At 43.9% G+C, this 16,890-nt stretch carries 16 protein-coding genes; 8 read left to right on the top strand and 8 right to left on the bottom strand.

Annotated elements, in window-relative coordinates; translation table 11 throughout:
• Positions 1-83: 83 nt before the first annotated feature.
• Positions 84-536 carry a universal stress protein gene (locus HF974_11840; GenBank protein ID MBC2699000.1) on the bottom strand — a complete coding sequence of 151 codons (453 nt, stop codon included), beginning with the start codon at positions 534-536 and terminating at the stop codon, positions 84-86.
• Positions 526-1,668, bottom strand: coding sequence for an amidohydrolase family protein (locus HF974_11835; protein MBC2698999.1), 1,143 nt, complete (start codon positions 1,666-1,668; stop codon positions 526-528). Before HF974_11835 ends, HF974_11840 begins: the two co-directional genes overlap by 11 nt.
• A 715-nt stretch (positions 1,669-2,383) precedes the next feature.
• On the opposite strand from HF974_11835, the gene HF974_11830 reads away from it, so the two are divergent.
• Positions 2,384-3,118, top strand: a complete 735-nt coding sequence (locus HF974_11830; GenBank protein ID MBC2698998.1) for a hypothetical protein — start codon at positions 2,384-2,386, stop codon at positions 3,116-3,118.
• 56 nt (positions 3,119-3,174) lie between these two features.
• On the opposite strand, the gene HF974_11825 is transcribed toward HF974_11830, so the two are convergent.
• Both HF974_11825 and HF974_11820 read right to left on the bottom strand, forming a co-directional pair.
• Positions 3,175-3,468: a hypothetical protein gene (locus HF974_11825; protein MBC2698997.1), complete on the bottom strand. Its 294-nt coding sequence runs from the start codon at positions 3,466-3,468 to the stop codon at positions 3,175-3,177.
• A gap of 20 nt (positions 3,469-3,488) precedes the next feature.
• A complete protein-coding gene (locus HF974_11820) occupies positions 3,489-4,040 on the bottom strand; it encodes a TATA-box-binding protein (protein MBC2698996.1) in 552 nt (183 codons plus the stop codon).
• Positions 4,041-4,350: 310 nt separating this feature from the next.
• Between HF974_11820 and alaS the strand changes: the two genes are divergently transcribed.
• The 5 genes from alaS (at position 4,351) to HF974_11795 (ending at position 9,049) form a co-directional block, all read left to right on the top strand.
• A complete protein-coding gene (alaS, locus tag HF974_11815) occupies positions 4,351-7,116 on the top strand; it encodes an alanine--tRNA ligase (GenBank protein ID MBC2698995.1) in 2,766 nt (921 codons plus the stop codon).
• A gap of 217 nt (positions 7,117-7,333) precedes the next feature.
• Entirely contained in the window at positions 7,334-7,741 is a 408-nt protein-coding gene (locus tag HF974_11810; protein ID MBC2698994.1) for a nucleoside 2-deoxyribosyltransferase, read from the top strand.
• Between the two features lie 34 nt (positions 7,742-7,775).
• On the top strand, positions 7,776-8,099 hold the full coding sequence (locus tag HF974_11805; GenBank protein ID MBC2698993.1) for a multidrug efflux SMR transporter: 324 nt from the start codon (positions 7,776-7,778) through the stop codon (positions 8,097-8,099).
• A 104-nt stretch (positions 8,100-8,203) separates the two neighbouring features.
• Positions 8,204-8,512, top strand: coding sequence for a DUF5611 family protein (locus HF974_11800; GenBank protein ID MBC2698992.1), 309 nt, complete (start codon positions 8,204-8,206; stop codon positions 8,510-8,512).
• A gap of 24 nt (positions 8,513-8,536) precedes the next feature.
• Positions 8,537-9,049: a DUF98 domain-containing protein gene (locus HF974_11795; protein ID MBC2698991.1), complete on the top strand. Its 513-nt coding sequence runs from the start codon at positions 8,537-8,539 to the stop codon at positions 9,047-9,049.
• Positions 9,050-9,066: 17 nt separating this feature from the next.
• On the opposite strand, the gene HF974_11790 is transcribed toward HF974_11795, so the two are convergent.
• Both HF974_11790 and HF974_11785 read right to left on the bottom strand, forming a co-directional pair.
• The gene (locus tag HF974_11790) at positions 9,067-9,474 is read right to left on the bottom strand and encodes a DUF2111 domain-containing protein (GenBank protein ID MBC2698990.1); all 408 of its coding nucleotides are present in this window, start codon (positions 9,472-9,474) and stop codon (positions 9,067-9,069) included.
• 174 nt (positions 9,475-9,648) lie between these two features.
• Positions 9,649-11,193: a glycosyltransferase family 4 protein gene (locus HF974_11785; protein MBC2698989.1), complete on the bottom strand. Its 1,545-nt coding sequence runs from the start codon at positions 11,191-11,193 to the stop codon at positions 9,649-9,651.
• Between the two features lie 834 nt (positions 11,194-12,027).
• Here HF974_11785 and HF974_11780 point away from each other — a divergent pair.
• Positions 12,028-13,971, top strand: coding sequence for a glycoside hydrolase family 15 protein (locus HF974_11780; GenBank protein ID MBC2698988.1), 1,944 nt, complete (start codon positions 12,028-12,030; stop codon positions 13,969-13,971).
• Positions 13,972-14,095: 124 nt separating this feature from the next.
• Here the strand turns inward: HF974_11780 and HF974_11775 are convergent, their stop codons facing one another.
• Positions 14,096-14,311 carry a hypothetical protein gene (locus tag HF974_11775; protein MBC2698987.1) on the bottom strand — a complete coding sequence of 72 codons (216 nt, stop codon included), beginning with the start codon at positions 14,309-14,311 and terminating at the stop codon, positions 14,096-14,098.
• Between the two features lie 194 nt (positions 14,312-14,505).
• Positions 14,506-15,450 carry a Fic family protein gene (locus tag HF974_11770; GenBank protein MBC2698986.1) on the bottom strand — a complete coding sequence of 315 codons (945 nt, stop codon included), beginning with the start codon at positions 15,448-15,450 and terminating at the stop codon, positions 14,506-14,508.
• 287 nt (positions 15,451-15,737) lie between these two features.
• On the opposite strand from HF974_11770, the gene HF974_11765 reads away from it, so the two are divergent.
• Positions 15,738-16,673 (top strand): aminopeptidase, encoded by a 936-nt coding sequence (locus HF974_11765; protein ID MBC2698985.1) that lies wholly within the window; start codon positions 15,738-15,740, stop codon positions 16,671-16,673.
• The last annotated feature ends 217 nt before the right edge of the window (positions 16,674-16,890 follow it).

Below are 16,890 nucleotides of genomic sequence, written 5' to 3'. Positions count from 1 at the left end.
AACATCCCTTACCATGATGTCACCAACTGTTGTAAAATTTGGCATTGATTTAGCTCTCCATTTTGACTGTTAATGATATTTTACTATCTGGGCTTTTCCCCTCTGATGATCATTACAGGCACTTTTGAAGTCCTTGAAACTTTTTCTGCCACGCTGCCCAGCAGGAACCTGTCAAGTCCCCTCTTACCAAGGGTACCCATAACGATCAGGTCTGCCGGAATAGTTTCCGATAATTTCACAATCTCTTCTGCCGGATGTCCTTCCACAACAAAGCATTCCACTTCCACATCTGATTTTATTGCCTCTGTATTTACTTTATCGGTTGCTTCGCTGCCTTCTGTCTTCAACAGTTCATATATGTTCTCCCATGCCGCGTCCATGGGTATGGTGGCAAATGCCCCGGTATCAACTACATATATGGCAGATATCCTGGCCCCGGAAATCTTGGCAAGCTCAACGGCATATTCAACAGCATTTCCAGAATATTTCGAACCGTCCGTTGCAAGAATTATGTTTTTAAACAATCTACTTTCCATGGATAATTCCTCCATTTCCATTTATTATTGCTTTGATGTCGTCAGGTCTCCCTCTTCTGACAAGGCTGGCAACAGGGTCACTGCTGTTGGATAAGTTAGGGGACTCATCGTCCAGCACCATGATTGTGGCATGTTTACCATCCACGATTGAACCTATATCCTTATCAGTCCCAAGTATTTTTGCTCCATTAAGCGTGCACAACTTAAATACCTGTCTGTCATCCAGCCTGTATACCTTAGACAGGAATTCCATTTCAGAGAACATATTGACCGAATTAAGCATAACATTGTCAGTACCAACCCCTACTGTTATTCCCATATCAAGCATCTTTTGTATGGGTGGACGTTGGGGTGAACCGACCCTGGTTACGAAATTCGACCTGGGACATACAACTACAGGAATATGGGCATCAGCTAAGTCTTTAATGTGTGTATCTCCGGCATAGGTCATATGCACGATAAAGTCGGGCTTTAGTCCGATAGCTTCAGGAATATCTGATATGTCCTTCTCACCTGCATGTATGGCGAACAATTTACCTGCACCATGTGCAGTGTACACTGCCTCTTCCAGGATGTGGTAAGGAATGTCATTAACACCACTAAAGCCCAGACCGCTACCGATTCCAAGGAGTTCGCTAAGTTCACCGGGAATTAATCCATCTGGTATTCCCGGCCTGCCCATGACCATACCTGTAATGTTTTTGAAGATGCCCAGGAGTTCTGATAGTATGGATGCACCTTTAATGCCGCCCTCCCTGAAGTCACAGAACATACATGTTCCGCTTAATACCATATCCTCAAGGGTCCTGCCCATGGCATCCTTTAGTACGTTTTCAGGTGTGTTGTTGAGCACCCTGTGCTTAAGGCCGTGGGGAGGTTTTACAAGGCTGTCCAGATCAGAGACTGGCGGGTCCTTGAGAACTGCATCGCCAATATGGGTATGGGCATTCACAAAACACGGTGCAACCAGCCCGGTCATGTGGGCATCCACATGGGCGTCGGTTCCCACTTCCTTTATCATATCATCCTTTATACAGAGATATCCTTCAATAGGCTCAAATTCATCACCGTAGAGGATGGTCCCGGATATGATCAACTCTTCAGGCACTGTGGCTATTATGTCTCTTTTCATTGATATTTATTGTGTAATTTGTAATTCGTAATTAGTAATTAGTAATTAGTAATTAGTAATTAGTAATTAGTAATTAGTAATTAGTAATTAGTAATGTGGTATATAAAATGAGAAATTTGGTATGTAATATGTAGTGATATGTAATGAACAAATTGTATTATGTATGAATTGGACTGATTTTGTTCATACCGATTGTGGTAGAATATTTTAATATGCCTGCTTGATAGCGTAAATAATTTCAAGGCCGTATTATCACATCCACGCATTTACAATTGCTATTGACAAGTTCTGACACAAGGGACTAAATATATATGTATTGAATTCATATAAACAGTTTTAAGGCGTGAAATGCTGTGTTAATCAGTATATAACCTACCCCCTTGTTTCAATTGGAAAGATAATTAAAATAGAAGTAGATTGAAATTGATTATATTTATGTAGTTAATGTGTTGTGGTGCTGTGAATTCATTAATTAATGAAAAATTTGGTTTGTTTCAGGTAAAAACAGTGTTAAACTTGTTAATTGCTATAAATACAGATATCCACCCCTATTTCCACTGAAACGCTTATATATCATGTTGAACACATCTTTACTTGTTAACTACGTGAATAACAGTTCACTTCTGGTTCACGATGTAACGGTCAGCAAATTATCGGAGGGGATGGAATACTTCCGAAGCACGGGAATCCGGCCGCTATCTGAGGGGATGGGCGTATGGATTCCTGTTTAAAAATAACACCGGAACGGACGATGAAGATAAAGCTCGAAATAACCATGGACAATGGTTCGACTGATAATTCTGTGGTTGTCGGAAACCCTACACCTGAGTACATAATGGAACTTGTGAATAAGTTGAAGAGCTTACATGATGTTGCATTGGCAGCACAATCATCCCAACTTCAGGTTCAGCAGGCCCCACAGCCCGCTGTGAACACACCGCCACAAATTCAACCACAAGCCCAACCACAAGCCCAACCACAAGCCCAACCACAAACCCAACCACAGACCCAACCACAGACCCAACCACAAACCCAACCACAGATCCAACCACAGATTCAACAACAAACCCAACCAACTTACACTAAACAATATATCAACCAACCACCCCAACCACAAAATATCGGAGGGACTCGTAATCTACAGATTGCTGAGGAAGAATACAGCAGACTGAAGAACGAGTCCCTTACGATAAAACAACGCCTTGAACTTTTCCTGAATTTCGAATACAAAGGCCAGTGGTTCACATCCCTTGAAGTGAAAAGAGATTACGACAGGGTATACGGTAATATCAACCTGAGCACTGTCTCCACGTACCTTTCCCGCATGTACAGGGAGAACAAGCTTGAGCGTATGGGGAACCGCAACCAGCGAAAATATCACATCAGGGGAGAGCCTGAACCACAGGAATATTCTTTCGGGGCCGTGCCATCCTTCGGGATTCGCACATAGCAGCTTCGAAGTATTTCCTTATTTCTCTCGTACTGTTTTAGTTCTCTCGCAGTGTTTTAATCAAGTTCACAGCTCTGGCCATTTTCCAGGAACCACATATACTGGTCAAGCATGGACTTGTGTATACGCCGTGTGTACCGTGCCATGACAATAGACACGAACAATGTATTGTCACCGACCTTTATTTCAATATCACTTGATTTGGCACGGGCCATATCCAGGGGCACCAGTACGGGACCGCTGCATGATGTGCAGACCCGAAAGTCACGGTCCTCCCTGTTAATGAAGTCTTTCACCTCATCATCAACAATAAAATTCTGTGCCACTGCCTCACGATAGGATGACAAGATAAACACCTGTTAGATGACCTTCAGAGCAGGGACATGCCTTCAAGCTGTTCCCTTACGATCTCGACTCCCCTATTGCAATCGTCAGGCGATTTCCCTCCGGTAACGACCAGTTTTCCTGAACTGAATATCAACACCACGATCTTTGGGGAAGCGATCCTGTAGACAAGTCCCGGAAATTGCTCGGGTTCATATTCAATGTTTTCAAAACCAAATCCGATTGCAATTGCATTAAGGTTCAACTTTGCGCCCAGGTCAGCTGATGCCACGATATTCTGAATAGTTATCTCCGGATTTTTATCGACACTGATACCGAGGGATTCGATCTTATCTGCCAGGTTCTTTATGACAGTTCTCACATCTGCAACGTTCTTTGCGCCTGTACAGACTACTTTCCCTGAAGTGAAAATTAAAAAGGCAGCTTTGGGATCAGTTACCCTATAGACCATGCCAGGAAATTTTTTTTTATTGTACTCTGCACCTTCGAGTGCTGACTCAATTTTAACAAGATCAAAACTATCTGCTAATTTAGTCGATGCAACTACGTTTTGTATATTTATTTCTGATTCTGACATTTTTTATCCCGATATGTTGTATCAATTAATTAAATTGTTTGGATTATGAAGAATAAGTTATTTACTGCGGCATAAACGATAAAACCTGCGGAAATTATCACATATCCCCAAAAAAAGATGCAAACAAAACCCAGCTCACCTATACTGCACCAAACCGCGATCCCACTGCTTGAATAACCACACCCCGTCCACCCGGGAAAATGCAGATGCCATAAAAACAATAATTAAAACATCCTGGTATGGTCTTCCTGCACAAACCTTTTCAGTATAAAGACCATTAAAACCCAATATCACAAATACAGGGAATACTATGCTTGAGGACGAATACCAACTGAGTTATTTCTTTGAGAACGGATTTGAGAGAAAAACCTGCTCAAAATGCGGCAGTGCCTACTGGACACGGGACCCGGACAGAATAACATGCGGAGACGCACCATGTGATCCGTACTCATTCATAGGCAGCCCGGTCTTCACAAAGCAGTACGACCTCTCACAGATGAGGGAGAAGTTCCTCTCCTTCTTCGAGGAGCACAACCATACAAGGGTGGACAGGTACCCTGTTATTGCCAGGTGGCGGGACGATATCTACCTCACCATTGCAAGTATTGCCGATTTCCAGCCGTTCGTCACCTCTGGAATGGTACCACCTCCAGCCAATCCCCTTACCATCAGCCAGCCGTGCATCCGCTTACCTGACCTTGATTCAGTAGGACGCAGCGGCCGCCATCTCACAAACTTCGAGATGATGGCGCATCATGCTTTTAATAATCCACAAAAAGAGATCTACTGGAAGAACGAGACAGTAGAATATTGTGATGCCCTGCTAAATGACCTGGGCACAGACCCCAATGCCGTGACCTATAAAGAAGAACCATGGGCCGGTGGCGGTAATGCCGGGCCCTGTGTAGAAGTGCTGGTGGCCGGGCTTGAGGTAGCCACACTGGTGTTCATGGACCTGCAGCAGAAAAAAGGCGGGGATATAATGATCAAGGGAGACCCATATGTAAAGATGGACAATTACATCGTGGACACGGGTTACGGTCTTGAGAGATTCGTATGGGCCAGCAAGGGTTCGCCCACCATCTATGATGCTGTGTTCCCGGAGGTAGTCAGTGAACTAATGGACCTTGCAGGTGTAGAGCACAGACTGGACGACCCCGAATATGCCAATATCCTGGCCAAAAACGCAAAGCTTGCCGGGTTGATGGATATCACAGGACAGGCCAACCTCATGGAACTGCGCAAGAAAGTGGCGGCCGAGATCGGCATTCCGGTTGAAGAACTGCAGGCTATTATGGAACCTGTGGAAAGGGTATACGCCATCGCTGACCACAGCAGGTGCCTGGCATTTATGTTCGGGGATGGTATCATCCCATCCAATGTAAAGGCAGGATACCTGGCACGGCTGGTACTGCGCCGGACCCTGCGGCTTATGGCTGAGGCAGGCATGGATGTACTACTATCAGACATCGTTACCATGCAGATAGACAAGCTGCCCGAGTATCCTGAGTTCAGTGAACGTCTAAAAACTATTGTAGAGATACTTGACAGAGAGGAAGACAAGTATGCCGATACCCTGGAGCGTGGACGGCGTCTGGTTGCAAAGAGCGCACGACATTATATGGATAAGGGCGAGGAATTCCCACTAGGTGAGATCATCCAGATGTATGACACCCACGGCATATCTCCTGAGATCACGGCAGATGTGGCAGAAGAGATCGGCCTGAGGATAGACCTGCCAGATACATTCTACTCACTTGTGGCTGAAAGCCACAGCAAAGCAGAGGATAAGGAAGAGGTTGAACAAGTTATTCCCGGTATAGAAAACCTGCCTGATACAGAGAAGTCGTATTATGACCTGCCTGAAGAGCTTGAATTCCAGGCAAAGGTCGTGGCAGTTATTGACGGCAATGTCATACTTGACAGGACCCAGTTCTATCCTGAGGGCGGTGGGCAGCCTCATGACCACGGTATCATCACCAAAGGGAATTCCACCTACCAAGTAGTGGATGTCCAGATCGAGCAGGGCGTGATTTTTCATACTATTTTCGAGGATATGATCGACCTGGAACCAGGGGATACTGTGGACGGGGCTGTGGATAGAAAGAGACGTCTGGCACATATGCGCCACCATACTGCCACCCATGTAGTGAACGATGCTGCCAAGAAGGTGCTGGGCAACCATATCTGGCAGACTGGCGCCCAGAAGAGCGCTGAGCGGGCACGTCTGGACCTGTCCCATTTCAAACGCATCACCAATGAAGAACTCAAGGAGATCGAACTTATAGCCAACCAGACAGTGATGGCCAACATCCCTGTGGAGACCACCTGGATGGACAGGACCGAGGCCGAGCAGAAGTTCGGGTTCGTGCTGTACCAGGGCGGTGTGCCGCCAGGTAAACAGATTCGGGTGCTCAGGGTAGGGGATGACGTGGAGGCGTGCGGCGGCACCCATGTTAGCAATACCGGGCTTATTGGTCCTATTAAGATACTAAAGGCAGAGCGGATACAGGACGGCGTGGAACGGCTGGAGTATGCGGCAGGCGAGGCGGCAGTAAAGCGCTGGCAGGAACTGGACGACCTGCTGTGGCTGAGCGCCGATGAATTGAAGGTTGCACCTGAACACCTGCCTGAGACCACTGCCAGGTTCTTCAATGAATGGAAGGAGTTCAAAAAGGAGAACGCCAGGCTGAAGGAAGACCTGGCCTCGGCAAGAGTGGGTTCGTTGATTTCAGATGCAGTGGACATTGGCGGATTCAGGGTTATAGCCCGTACCCTGCCCGGTGCCGATATCGAAGAGCTGGTAAAAGCGGCAGCTAAGTTCACTAAAGAATCCGATGTAGTTGCACTGCTGGCCAGCGAGCTGGGCGGGGCAAAGATTGTAGCGGCAGCCGGTGATAAAGCACTGGAAAATGGTGCAAACTCAGGTGACCTTGTCAGGGAAATGTCAAAGGTCGTTGGCGGCGGCGGCGGCGGCAGGACTGAACTGGCACAGGGCGGGGGTCCTGATGCGAGGAAGATCGAAGAGGCACTGGAGCGCGGGCTGGAAGTGCTAAGGGAAAGCCTGGCGAAATAAGAGATTTTTTAATTTCTTCTGGTCTTTTGAATTATAACGAACTACAGATGAACGCAGATTTCGTATGCAGTATCAGCGTTCATCCGGGATGGGACCAGGCGGATTTTTTTTGTTTTTTACTACATTGTTGAAAGGCAGGATAGACTTAGATATTGAAAATGATTCGATTCAATTCCTTTTAGAAAACTTATTTGCCTTTAGCGACCATTTAGATCTCATGAGAAATGTATACCTTGCAGCACCGCTTTTTTCAGAGGCTGAATGCGATTTTAATAGCAGGCTAAGAGATGAGCTGGAAAGAATAGGTATGGGTGTCTTCCTGCCCCAGGAGCACTCAAACGAGATTGATTCCGAACTGGATGCCAGACAGGAGTCCATATTTAGCAAGAACGTGGCCGCCATTGATGAGGCTGACATACTGGTAGCAGTGCTTGACGGTGTGGATGTGGATTCGGGCACGGCGTGGGAGATAGGATATGCCCATGCCCTGGGTAAGCCTGTGTACGGGCTGCGGACAGATTTCAGGACGCTTGGTATTGAGGGGGTAGTGAACTTGATGATCGAGAGGTCTGTCGTGCTTTGTACGAGTTTGGCCGAGTTGGCGAAGCGGCTGGAATTGGAATGATGATATTATTGTGTAAAATCACAGGAGTGATTTTTTGAGTCTATTCTATTTGATTATAGCAATAATTTTTGAAGTGGCTGGCACCACATGCATGAAATTATCCTATGGTTTCACTAAAGCAGTTCCGTCAATATTAATGATCATCTTCTATTTGCTTAGCCTTGGTTCATTGACATTTGCCCTGAAAAAGATCGATGTAAGTGTTGCTTATGCAATATGGGCAGGCATAGGAACTGCACTTATCGTAACTGTGGGAATATTGTGGTTCAAGGAACCGGTAACTGCACTGAAAATAATATCACTTGGACTGATAATAATTGGAGTAATTGGGTTAAATCTTAGTGGTGGAGCACATTAAATGTTTCAGGCATTCCTTCTAAAATCTTGTTATTCTGGCACACTACGAAAAAATGCAAAGTATTTTATCACTATGCAATTAACAGACACATAAAGGTGATATAAATTCAGGAATACAAGTTAAAGCGAGGATTCAAGCCTGAAATGGACCGCATAAAAGAAGTATTGCAGGACAGTTTCCAGGTTCCGGTGACCGAAGAGGATGGAAAACTCATCGTCAGTTACGGCGCACTTCAGCGTGTTGAGGCCAGTATTATAGATAAAAAGTTAAGAGTGGACACAACGCCTAACCCGAACGTCCCTGACGAGGAAATACTCGATACCAACAGGAGATTCAGGGAATTCCTGAATAATGCCACCGGCTATACTTCAAAACAGCGGCGAAACATGGCGAAAAAAGAAGTCCGGGAATAATTGTTTCATAATTCAGGTGTGAGGATGGAACCCGGACCCCTGGACAAGCTAACAACCCTTGATATCCCAACCACCCTACGAATATGTGCAGGAACAGACGGGTCGGTTACATACCTGCTGGAAGTCATGACAAAGCAGCAGGTAGATGTTGTGACCCGGATCCAGGAAGTGGGAGAGGCCACCGAAGCAGAGGCAGAACTGCTGGACATCAGGCAAAATGACCCTGTGAACCACAGGGAGGTCGTGCTTAAGGTTTCGGGAATGTCCTATGTGTTCGCCCGCTCACTTGCCCCTATAGACCTGATACCTCCTGGCATGAAAGCTGACCTGATACGGGCCGACATCCCAATAGGGCGGATATTGAGGAAACACAAGTTAGAGACCAGAAGGGATATCCTCAATATCGGAATGAAAAAGGGAGGGGGAATATTCAATGACGTCCCAGTGCTGTCCAGGGAATATTATATCATACACGGCGGGCGTGTCTTGATGTGGATAAATGAACAATTCCCTGTAGATAACAGATGGGAACTATAGAATAACTGCCCTCTGTATTAAGGTGTGATTACCCTGGATTTCAGGATATCACTTACCTGGTTTACTATCTCAGGATAATTTCCAAAAGCTACTCCCAGGTCAACAGTACCGACCACATCCACAATTCCTATAGCAGCAATTCCATATCCGTCTTCATTTTTAATAGTGGTCACCACTACAGGTATGCTGGAATAATCTCCTGTCTTTGGAATAGACCTGATGGTTGAGTTGGTCTCAAGTGCCTTTTCCAGAGTAGGTCCGGTATATTTATAGTCCAGTACTTTACCTTTTTCAATCCTCACACCCAGGTTGTTCAGTGTACGCATGGTGATGGGAAGTCCCAACAATTCATGGATTGCCTTTGCAATTGGTACGATCTCCTTACTGGTGGAATCAGCTGTGATTGTTATGCCAAGATATTCCATAATTTTCACTCCGATAATTCATATTATCAATGAAATATATGTGGATCACTATTGAAATACCTTTCCAGAAACGTCGTAAACAGTACAATCCCAAAACCATATTACGATTTCACCAGACCTTCCTCAAGAAAGTATATATTTTCCTATAGATTGAAAAATCTGGAACGAAGAGCTCTAATGCAGTACCTGCTGGTATACTTTAATGGTCTTATCCGAAATATCCTTCCAGCTAAAGTCTGAGATTACCTTGTCCCTTCCTTTTTTACCCATTCTGTACCGCTTTTCAGGGTCGTGGTATAACCTGGCGATCGCCTCTGAAATACCCTCATCACTCCTCGGCTCCACCAGAAGCCCTGTCCTGTCATGGTCTATGATATCAGGCATCCCGCCAGTCCGGATTCCAATACACGGGGTTTCACATGCCATGGCCTCCAGGAGGACAATACCGAACGGCTCATAGACACTGGGCAGCACGAACACATCGGAAAGGGAATGTAACTTGACGAGTTCGCTCCTGCTAACACGCGGGAGGCAGAGGATATTTTTATCATTATAAATATCCTGATGGCCGACCATGACAAGCATGATCTCAGGTATCTGCTTAGCAAGATTCTTCACGGCATTGACCAGGTACTTCACACCCTTTTGCGGGTCATCCCTGCCGACGAAGAGCACGACAAACCTGTTATCAAGCTGGTATTTCCTGCGGATATCATCCGCTTTCTGGTGTTTGAAGATCGCAGTATCCACGCCGTTTGGTATGACAGTGATCTTGTTGTAATTGATACCAAATGTCTGGTTAAGTTCCCTTCGCATATATCCTGATACTGCAATGAACCTGTCCACTTTATCCACCACATTATGCTCCATAACAACACTCAGCCGATCTGGCCTGAGCCTGTTGATCTCGGTACTGTGAGCTGTCATCACCAGGGGTAGTCCTGTGTCATTTTTAGCTTCTGTTGCAGCCAGCTGGATCAATCCTCCATGTGAATGCAGCAGGTCAAGTCCTGCACTGGAAAGATGTTTCTCCACCATTCCGGCTACATTGAAATTTGTCATGACCCTTTCAAAATCCTTACTTGAATAGTTCGATGCAGGTAATAAAGGTTTAGATGACTTTGAAACATACACACTTCCTGCCTTCTGGCCATCCAATCCTTCAACATGTGACGCAATACCAAAGGTCTGGTCAAGTTCCGTTCGCATGTATTTCGATACTGCAGTGAACCTGCCCACCTTATCCACCACATTCTGCCCCATAACAACGCCCAGCCGGTCTGGTTTGAGCTTGTTAACATCGGTATTGTGCGAAGTCACCACTGGAAGCAGTCCGGTGTCATTTTTAGCTTCTGTTGCAGCCATCCGGACCAATTCTTCTTGTGAATTCAGCAGGTCAAGTTTATTATTATTTAAAGGATGTTTATCCATCATCCCGGCCACATTGAAATTGTTCAATATCCTTTCAAACATATTATAGGAACGGTCCGATACAGGTACTAAAGGTTTAGATGACCTGTGCACAAACACACTTCCTGCTTTCTGGCAGTCCAATCCTTCCACATGTGATGTGAACACATGCACTTGCCGGATACTCTCTGCAAGATGTCTTGCCAGTTCGGTCACATGTACCCCAACTCCTCCAAAAATTTTTGGTGGAAATTCATACGAGAGAAAACCTACACTTATATCATCTGTTTTTTGCTGCTTTGTTGTCATTTATCTGTCTTCCTGAGGGGTAGTGCACAATTAATTGCTCACTAACGCTCGCAGTTACTAAAGTATATGAAGTAATATACTGTATAGAATTGAAAAACCCCTAATTTCAATCACTAAATAACTATCACTTAATAACTATCACTTAATAACTATCACTTAATAACTATCACTTAATAACTATCACTTAATAACTATCACTTAATAACTATCACTTAATAACTATCACTTAATAACTATCACTTAATAACTATCACTTAATAACTATCACTTAATAACTATCACTTAATAACTATCACTTAATAACTATCACTTAATAACTATCACTTAATAACTATCACTTAATAACTATCACTTAATAACTATCACTTAATAACTATCACTTAATAACTATCACTTAATAACTATCACTTAATAACTATCACTTAATAACTATCACTTAATAACTATCACTTAATAACTATCACTTAATAACTATCACTTAATAACTATCACTTAATAACTATCACTTAATAACTATCACTTAATAACTATCACTTAATAACTATCACTTAATAACTATCACTTAATAACTATCACTTAATAACTATCACTTAATAACTATCACTTAATAACTATCACTTAATAACTATCACTTAATAACTATCACTTAATAACTATCACTTAATAACTATCACTTAATAACTATCACTTAATAACTATCACTTAATAACTATCACTTAATAACTATCACTTAATAACTATCACTTAATAACTATCACTTAATAACTATCACTTAATAACTATCACTTAATAACTACTATTATAGAAGTAATCTACATTAAAGGTTATGATACAATGCCAAAACCTCTTGTTATCGGAAATGGGTCCCTGTTAGTGAACCTTGACAGGAACGCAAGCATACGGGATATGTACTTTCCTCGTGTGGGGGATGAGAACCACGTAAACGGCCACCACTGCCGGGTAGGAGTGATGGTCGAAGGGAAAAACAAGGACCTGGTATCCCTGATAGGAGATGACTGGGTCTCAAGACTTGGTTATAAGAAAGATACATTAGTAACCGACTCCTATTACCGCAACGACCGGCTCGATATTAATTTGAGGTTCAACGAATGCGTGCATCCTTTCGAGAACGTGTTCATTCGCAGGATAGTAATAACCAATACTGACACAGAGGATATCGAGCTAAAGCTGCTTTTCTCCCATGACATTGCACTTTACGAGAACCCGATGGGGGATACAGGAGTGTATGATCCTGCAGTGCAGTCAATAATACATTACCAGCGCTGCCGCTATTTCCTTATCAATGGCTCACCACACTTCGACCAGTATGAGATAGGACCCAAAGGAGAGAACAAATCTGGTATGATACACTCGGCAGAGCTTAATATGAACTCAATCCAGGTAGGAGCAGTGAACAGTTTTATCAGGTTCTCCCAGCATCTTGCAGCCGGTGAGACAAAAACACTGTATTACTGGATAGCGGCCGGAAAAACATTTTATGATGTCAAGGGGCTCAATGAACTGGTACTTGAAAGAACTCCTGAACAAATGATGGCCGAAACCAGGCAGTACTTTCATTCATGGGTCAATAAAGAGAAATATGACTTTTTTGACCTTCCAGCAAAGGTGGCAGACCTGTTCAAACACAGCCTGCTTATAGTACGGTCGCAGATCGACAATGGAGGGGCGATCATCGCTGCCAATGATAGTGACATCCTTGAACGGTTCAACATGGATTCATACAGTTATATGTGGCCGCGGGACAGTGCATTCATTGCCATGTCGCTGGACATGGCACGTTATTCCGGAATTGTGTCTAATTTTTTCGAGTACTGTCAAGACCTTATCAGTGAGCATGGGTATTTCCTGCAAAAATACAATCCTACAGGTACACTTGCAAGTGGCTGGATGCCCTGGCTCACCCCTGAGGGACATATACAGCTTCCAATACAGGAAGATAGTACTGCCCTTATAATCGTGTCCCTGTGGAACCACTATAAAGCTACCAGATCTATTGCAATGATCGATAAGCTCTATAATTCTATGGTAAAACCGGCTGCTGATTTCATGACAAGGTACCGGGATCCTGCAACCGGGCTTCCAAAACCCAGTTATAACTTATGGGAGGAGCATAGGGCTGTCCATACCTATACATCTTCGACCGTATACGCAGGCCTGAAGTGTGCAGCAGGGTTTGCACGGTTGTACGGGGATAATGACCTTGCAGGGAAATACAGCACGGCTGCCGATGAGATAAAAACAGGGATCGAGACACATCTGTATGATGAAGAACTGGGGCGGTTCCTGCGCAGCATCGATCCGTGGGATGAGACAGTTGATGCCAGCCTGTATGCCCTTTCACAGTTCAAGGTGCTGCCCCCGGATGATGTGAGGGTGGTCAATACCATGAAGGCTATTGAGGAGAAACTCTCTGTAAAAACGGATATAGGGGGCATTGCCCGGTTCTATGGGGATAAGTATCACCAAGTATTAGAGTACGATACTGAGAAAATACCAGGCAATCCCTGGTTTATTTGTACACTATGGGTCGCCCAGTGGTATATCCAGAAAGCAGAGAGCATTAGCGACCTGGAAAAACCAGAGGAGATCTTGCTATGGGTCACCGATCGTGCTACCCAGACCGGTATTTTAGCGGAGCAGTTGAATCCTTTTGACGGAAGTCCTTTAAGTGTCAGCCCGCTTACATGGGCTCATGCCACTTTTGTTATTACGGTTCTGGCTTTTGTCGAGAAGGCGAGGATGCTTGAGAAGGAGTGAAGAAGGGATAAAAGCGGTATTGAAATGGAAGTGGTGGAGAAACTATCGGGAACTTAGAAAATCCGACCAAAGGGAGGATTTTGTTCTTGTTTTAATGCACTATCTGAGAATATGATCCCGTATGTCATAATCCCAGCTCTTTCTTGACCTGTGCAAGTGTGTGGACCTTTCCGGCTTTTATTTCAGATCTGGCTTTTTCGATATCTCTTTTTGTCTGGTCGTTCAATTCACTTGTGTCCTCTATCAGGTCCCAGATAACTTCTTCGTATGTCTCCCTGTCAAAGAGTTTTCTCTTGATTAGTTCATTGTGAAGGGTATTGCTTACCTGTATTGTGGTCATAGTGGATTATAAGCATTAGTATTTTTTGCATTTTGGGTTTGTTAAACCTTTTTATGCTGGTGCGGGAAAAAGCTCCATACTATGCTCCACCTTACGGACAGGGGGCACGCCGCGTTCGGAGAGTATTGCCGGTGTACCCTCTTTAAGCAACCGGTCTATAAAATTCCAATAGAATTGAAATAAATCGATTGAATTTACAAGTTTAATTTTCTTTTTGGAATAACATTTTGTAATCTGTATTCTTTTAAAGCACGTTTTGATGAATACCATACTCTCCCAATCTTGACTGCATCCAAAACTCCCTGTCTGGCCCGGAGGCTCAAGTATTCCTGAGAATATGTAGTTTCCTTAGCAAGTTCTTTTAGAGGCAGCAATTCATCAGTTCCACCGAAGATTGACAGATACATTGTAATGCTCTCATCTACAGCTTTAGCAATGAAATTAACAAACGGGGATAGGTTTCCATTATCTGCCGACTTAAGGAATTTATAATATTTCCTTCTATTTTCTGTCGTTATAACTATAGGGGGATAACCTTTGGTAATTAAGTATAAATTAGTCAGCAAACGTGCTACTCTCCCATTACCATCTATGAATGGATGAATCTCTACAAATCTATGATGAAGAAAAGCAACAGTTTCAATAGGATGCATGTTACTTTGATCGATCTTATTGATCAATTCATCCAATAGTATGATGACTTTTGACCAGTCAGGAGGTGTTTTTATCGCACCGGTTATTCTTACATTTTTAGTACGATATTTTCCTGCCTCCTCAAGAATACCAGCAGTAACAATTTCATGGATATGCTGTATAACAACATGATCTATTCCTTTATTGCTTTTAGCGATGTCTTCCAATAAATCAAACGCCTTTGCATTATTGGTAGCTTCGAGATGATCCTTTATTGACTTTCCACCGATTGTTATGCCTTCTTCGAGAACAATTTTTGTCTCTGGAAGTGTAAGGGTATTTCCTTCTATAGCATTTGAATGGTATGTATGGTAAAGTCGAATCTCTTTTTGTAATTTGTTTACAGCATCAACTGGTAGAGGCCGTTTTGAATTCAACATTTGTATTTTTTCATTAATATGTGAAAGGACACTTTCCTGAATTAATGAGGTATCGGTATTAGACATGATTTTACTTATCCGATATAGGATATTGTAATATATATCGGTATCGGTAAAATTTTGGATTACCCGATATTCATAGCCAATTATTTATACAACTGTATTTTTCGTTCTTTATTAATTGGACTCTGTGCCAGGCACAAAGCTATATGCTGTCAAGGTTAGACACTAAAGGTGAAATGTCAAGAAAATGCTCACTTCGTTTCCATTTTCTAAGCCTGCAGGAAAGTATATACTTTCTTATACGTTTAAAAATCAAGCTTTACCGATAGTCTCACTGGAAAGTATTAATCATGTCACTAAAAAACAGCACTTGCACCGTACTTGAAACCTGTATGGCAGTGAAACCTGAAGAGGTTGTACTTATAATTACAGATACTGCCACGCATCCTTCAATTGCCAGCGCATTGTATGACAGGGCCTTAGAGCTGGGCTGTGACCCTATATTTATGAACATAGAGCCAAGGGAGGTACACGGCCAGGAACCACCCCCGGCCGTGGCAGAGGCAATGGCTGCTGCCGACGTTGTACTGGCGCCCACCAGCAAGTCCCTGACCCATACCCAGGCCAAGATCAATGCCAAAATGGCTGGCGTACGTATAGCCACCATGCCTGGGATAAGCCTTGAGATGATGGAATCGGGCGGCATTTCTGCCGATTACCTGTCTGTAAAGGATACTGCTTTTGAACTGAAATCCAGGCTCGACAGTGTGAATGAAGTGAGGATAACCACCGACATTGGTACTGATATTGTTTTTAATGTAAAAGGATGTGAATGGATGGTTGACCATGGTATCTGCCATGAACCGGGTTATTCCACTAACCTGCCTGCTGGTGAAGTATTCGTGGCCCCGAAAAGCGGCAATGGCGTTTTTGTGGTGGATGGTTCCATGAGCGGGCTTGGCATACTAAACTCGCCCCTGACCATTAAGATCGAAGACGGGCAGGCCACTGATATTACGGGTGAGTCGTCTGGTAAGCTCATTGAAATGATCGATAGTGTTGGACCACCAGGCCGCAACCTGGCAGAACTGGGTATCGGCATTAATCCGGAGGCACATCTCATCGGCAATGTACTTGAGGATGAAAAAGTGGCTGGCACCGTCCATGTGGCCCTGGGTGATAACAGCGCCTTCGGCGGGGATGTGGTGGCAGGCATACACCTGGATGGTATCATTACCGGACCCACTGTATATCTTGATGGTGAACCCATGCAGCTTCCGATTTGATGTGACACTCGGGAAACAATTCGGCTGATATCTGAGCAGACCTTTATGCGTACATATCAGGGATAGTGGGCATATCAGTGACAATGGACATATCAGGAATAGTGGACATATCAGGAATAATTGATAGTGAATATAGGTATAAACCAGTGGTATATTCCTGTGTATTGATGTGGAAAAAACAAGATTTAGGATTAATATAAATAATTTAAAGTTGATA

The sequence above is a fragment of the ANME-2 cluster archaeon genome, from assembly GCA_014237145.1.
Taxonomy (GTDB): Archaea; Halobacteriota; Methanosarcinia; order Methanosarcinales; family Methanocomedenaceae; genus Methanocomedens_A.
This window is presented reverse-complemented; position numbering and strand designations above follow the sequence as displayed.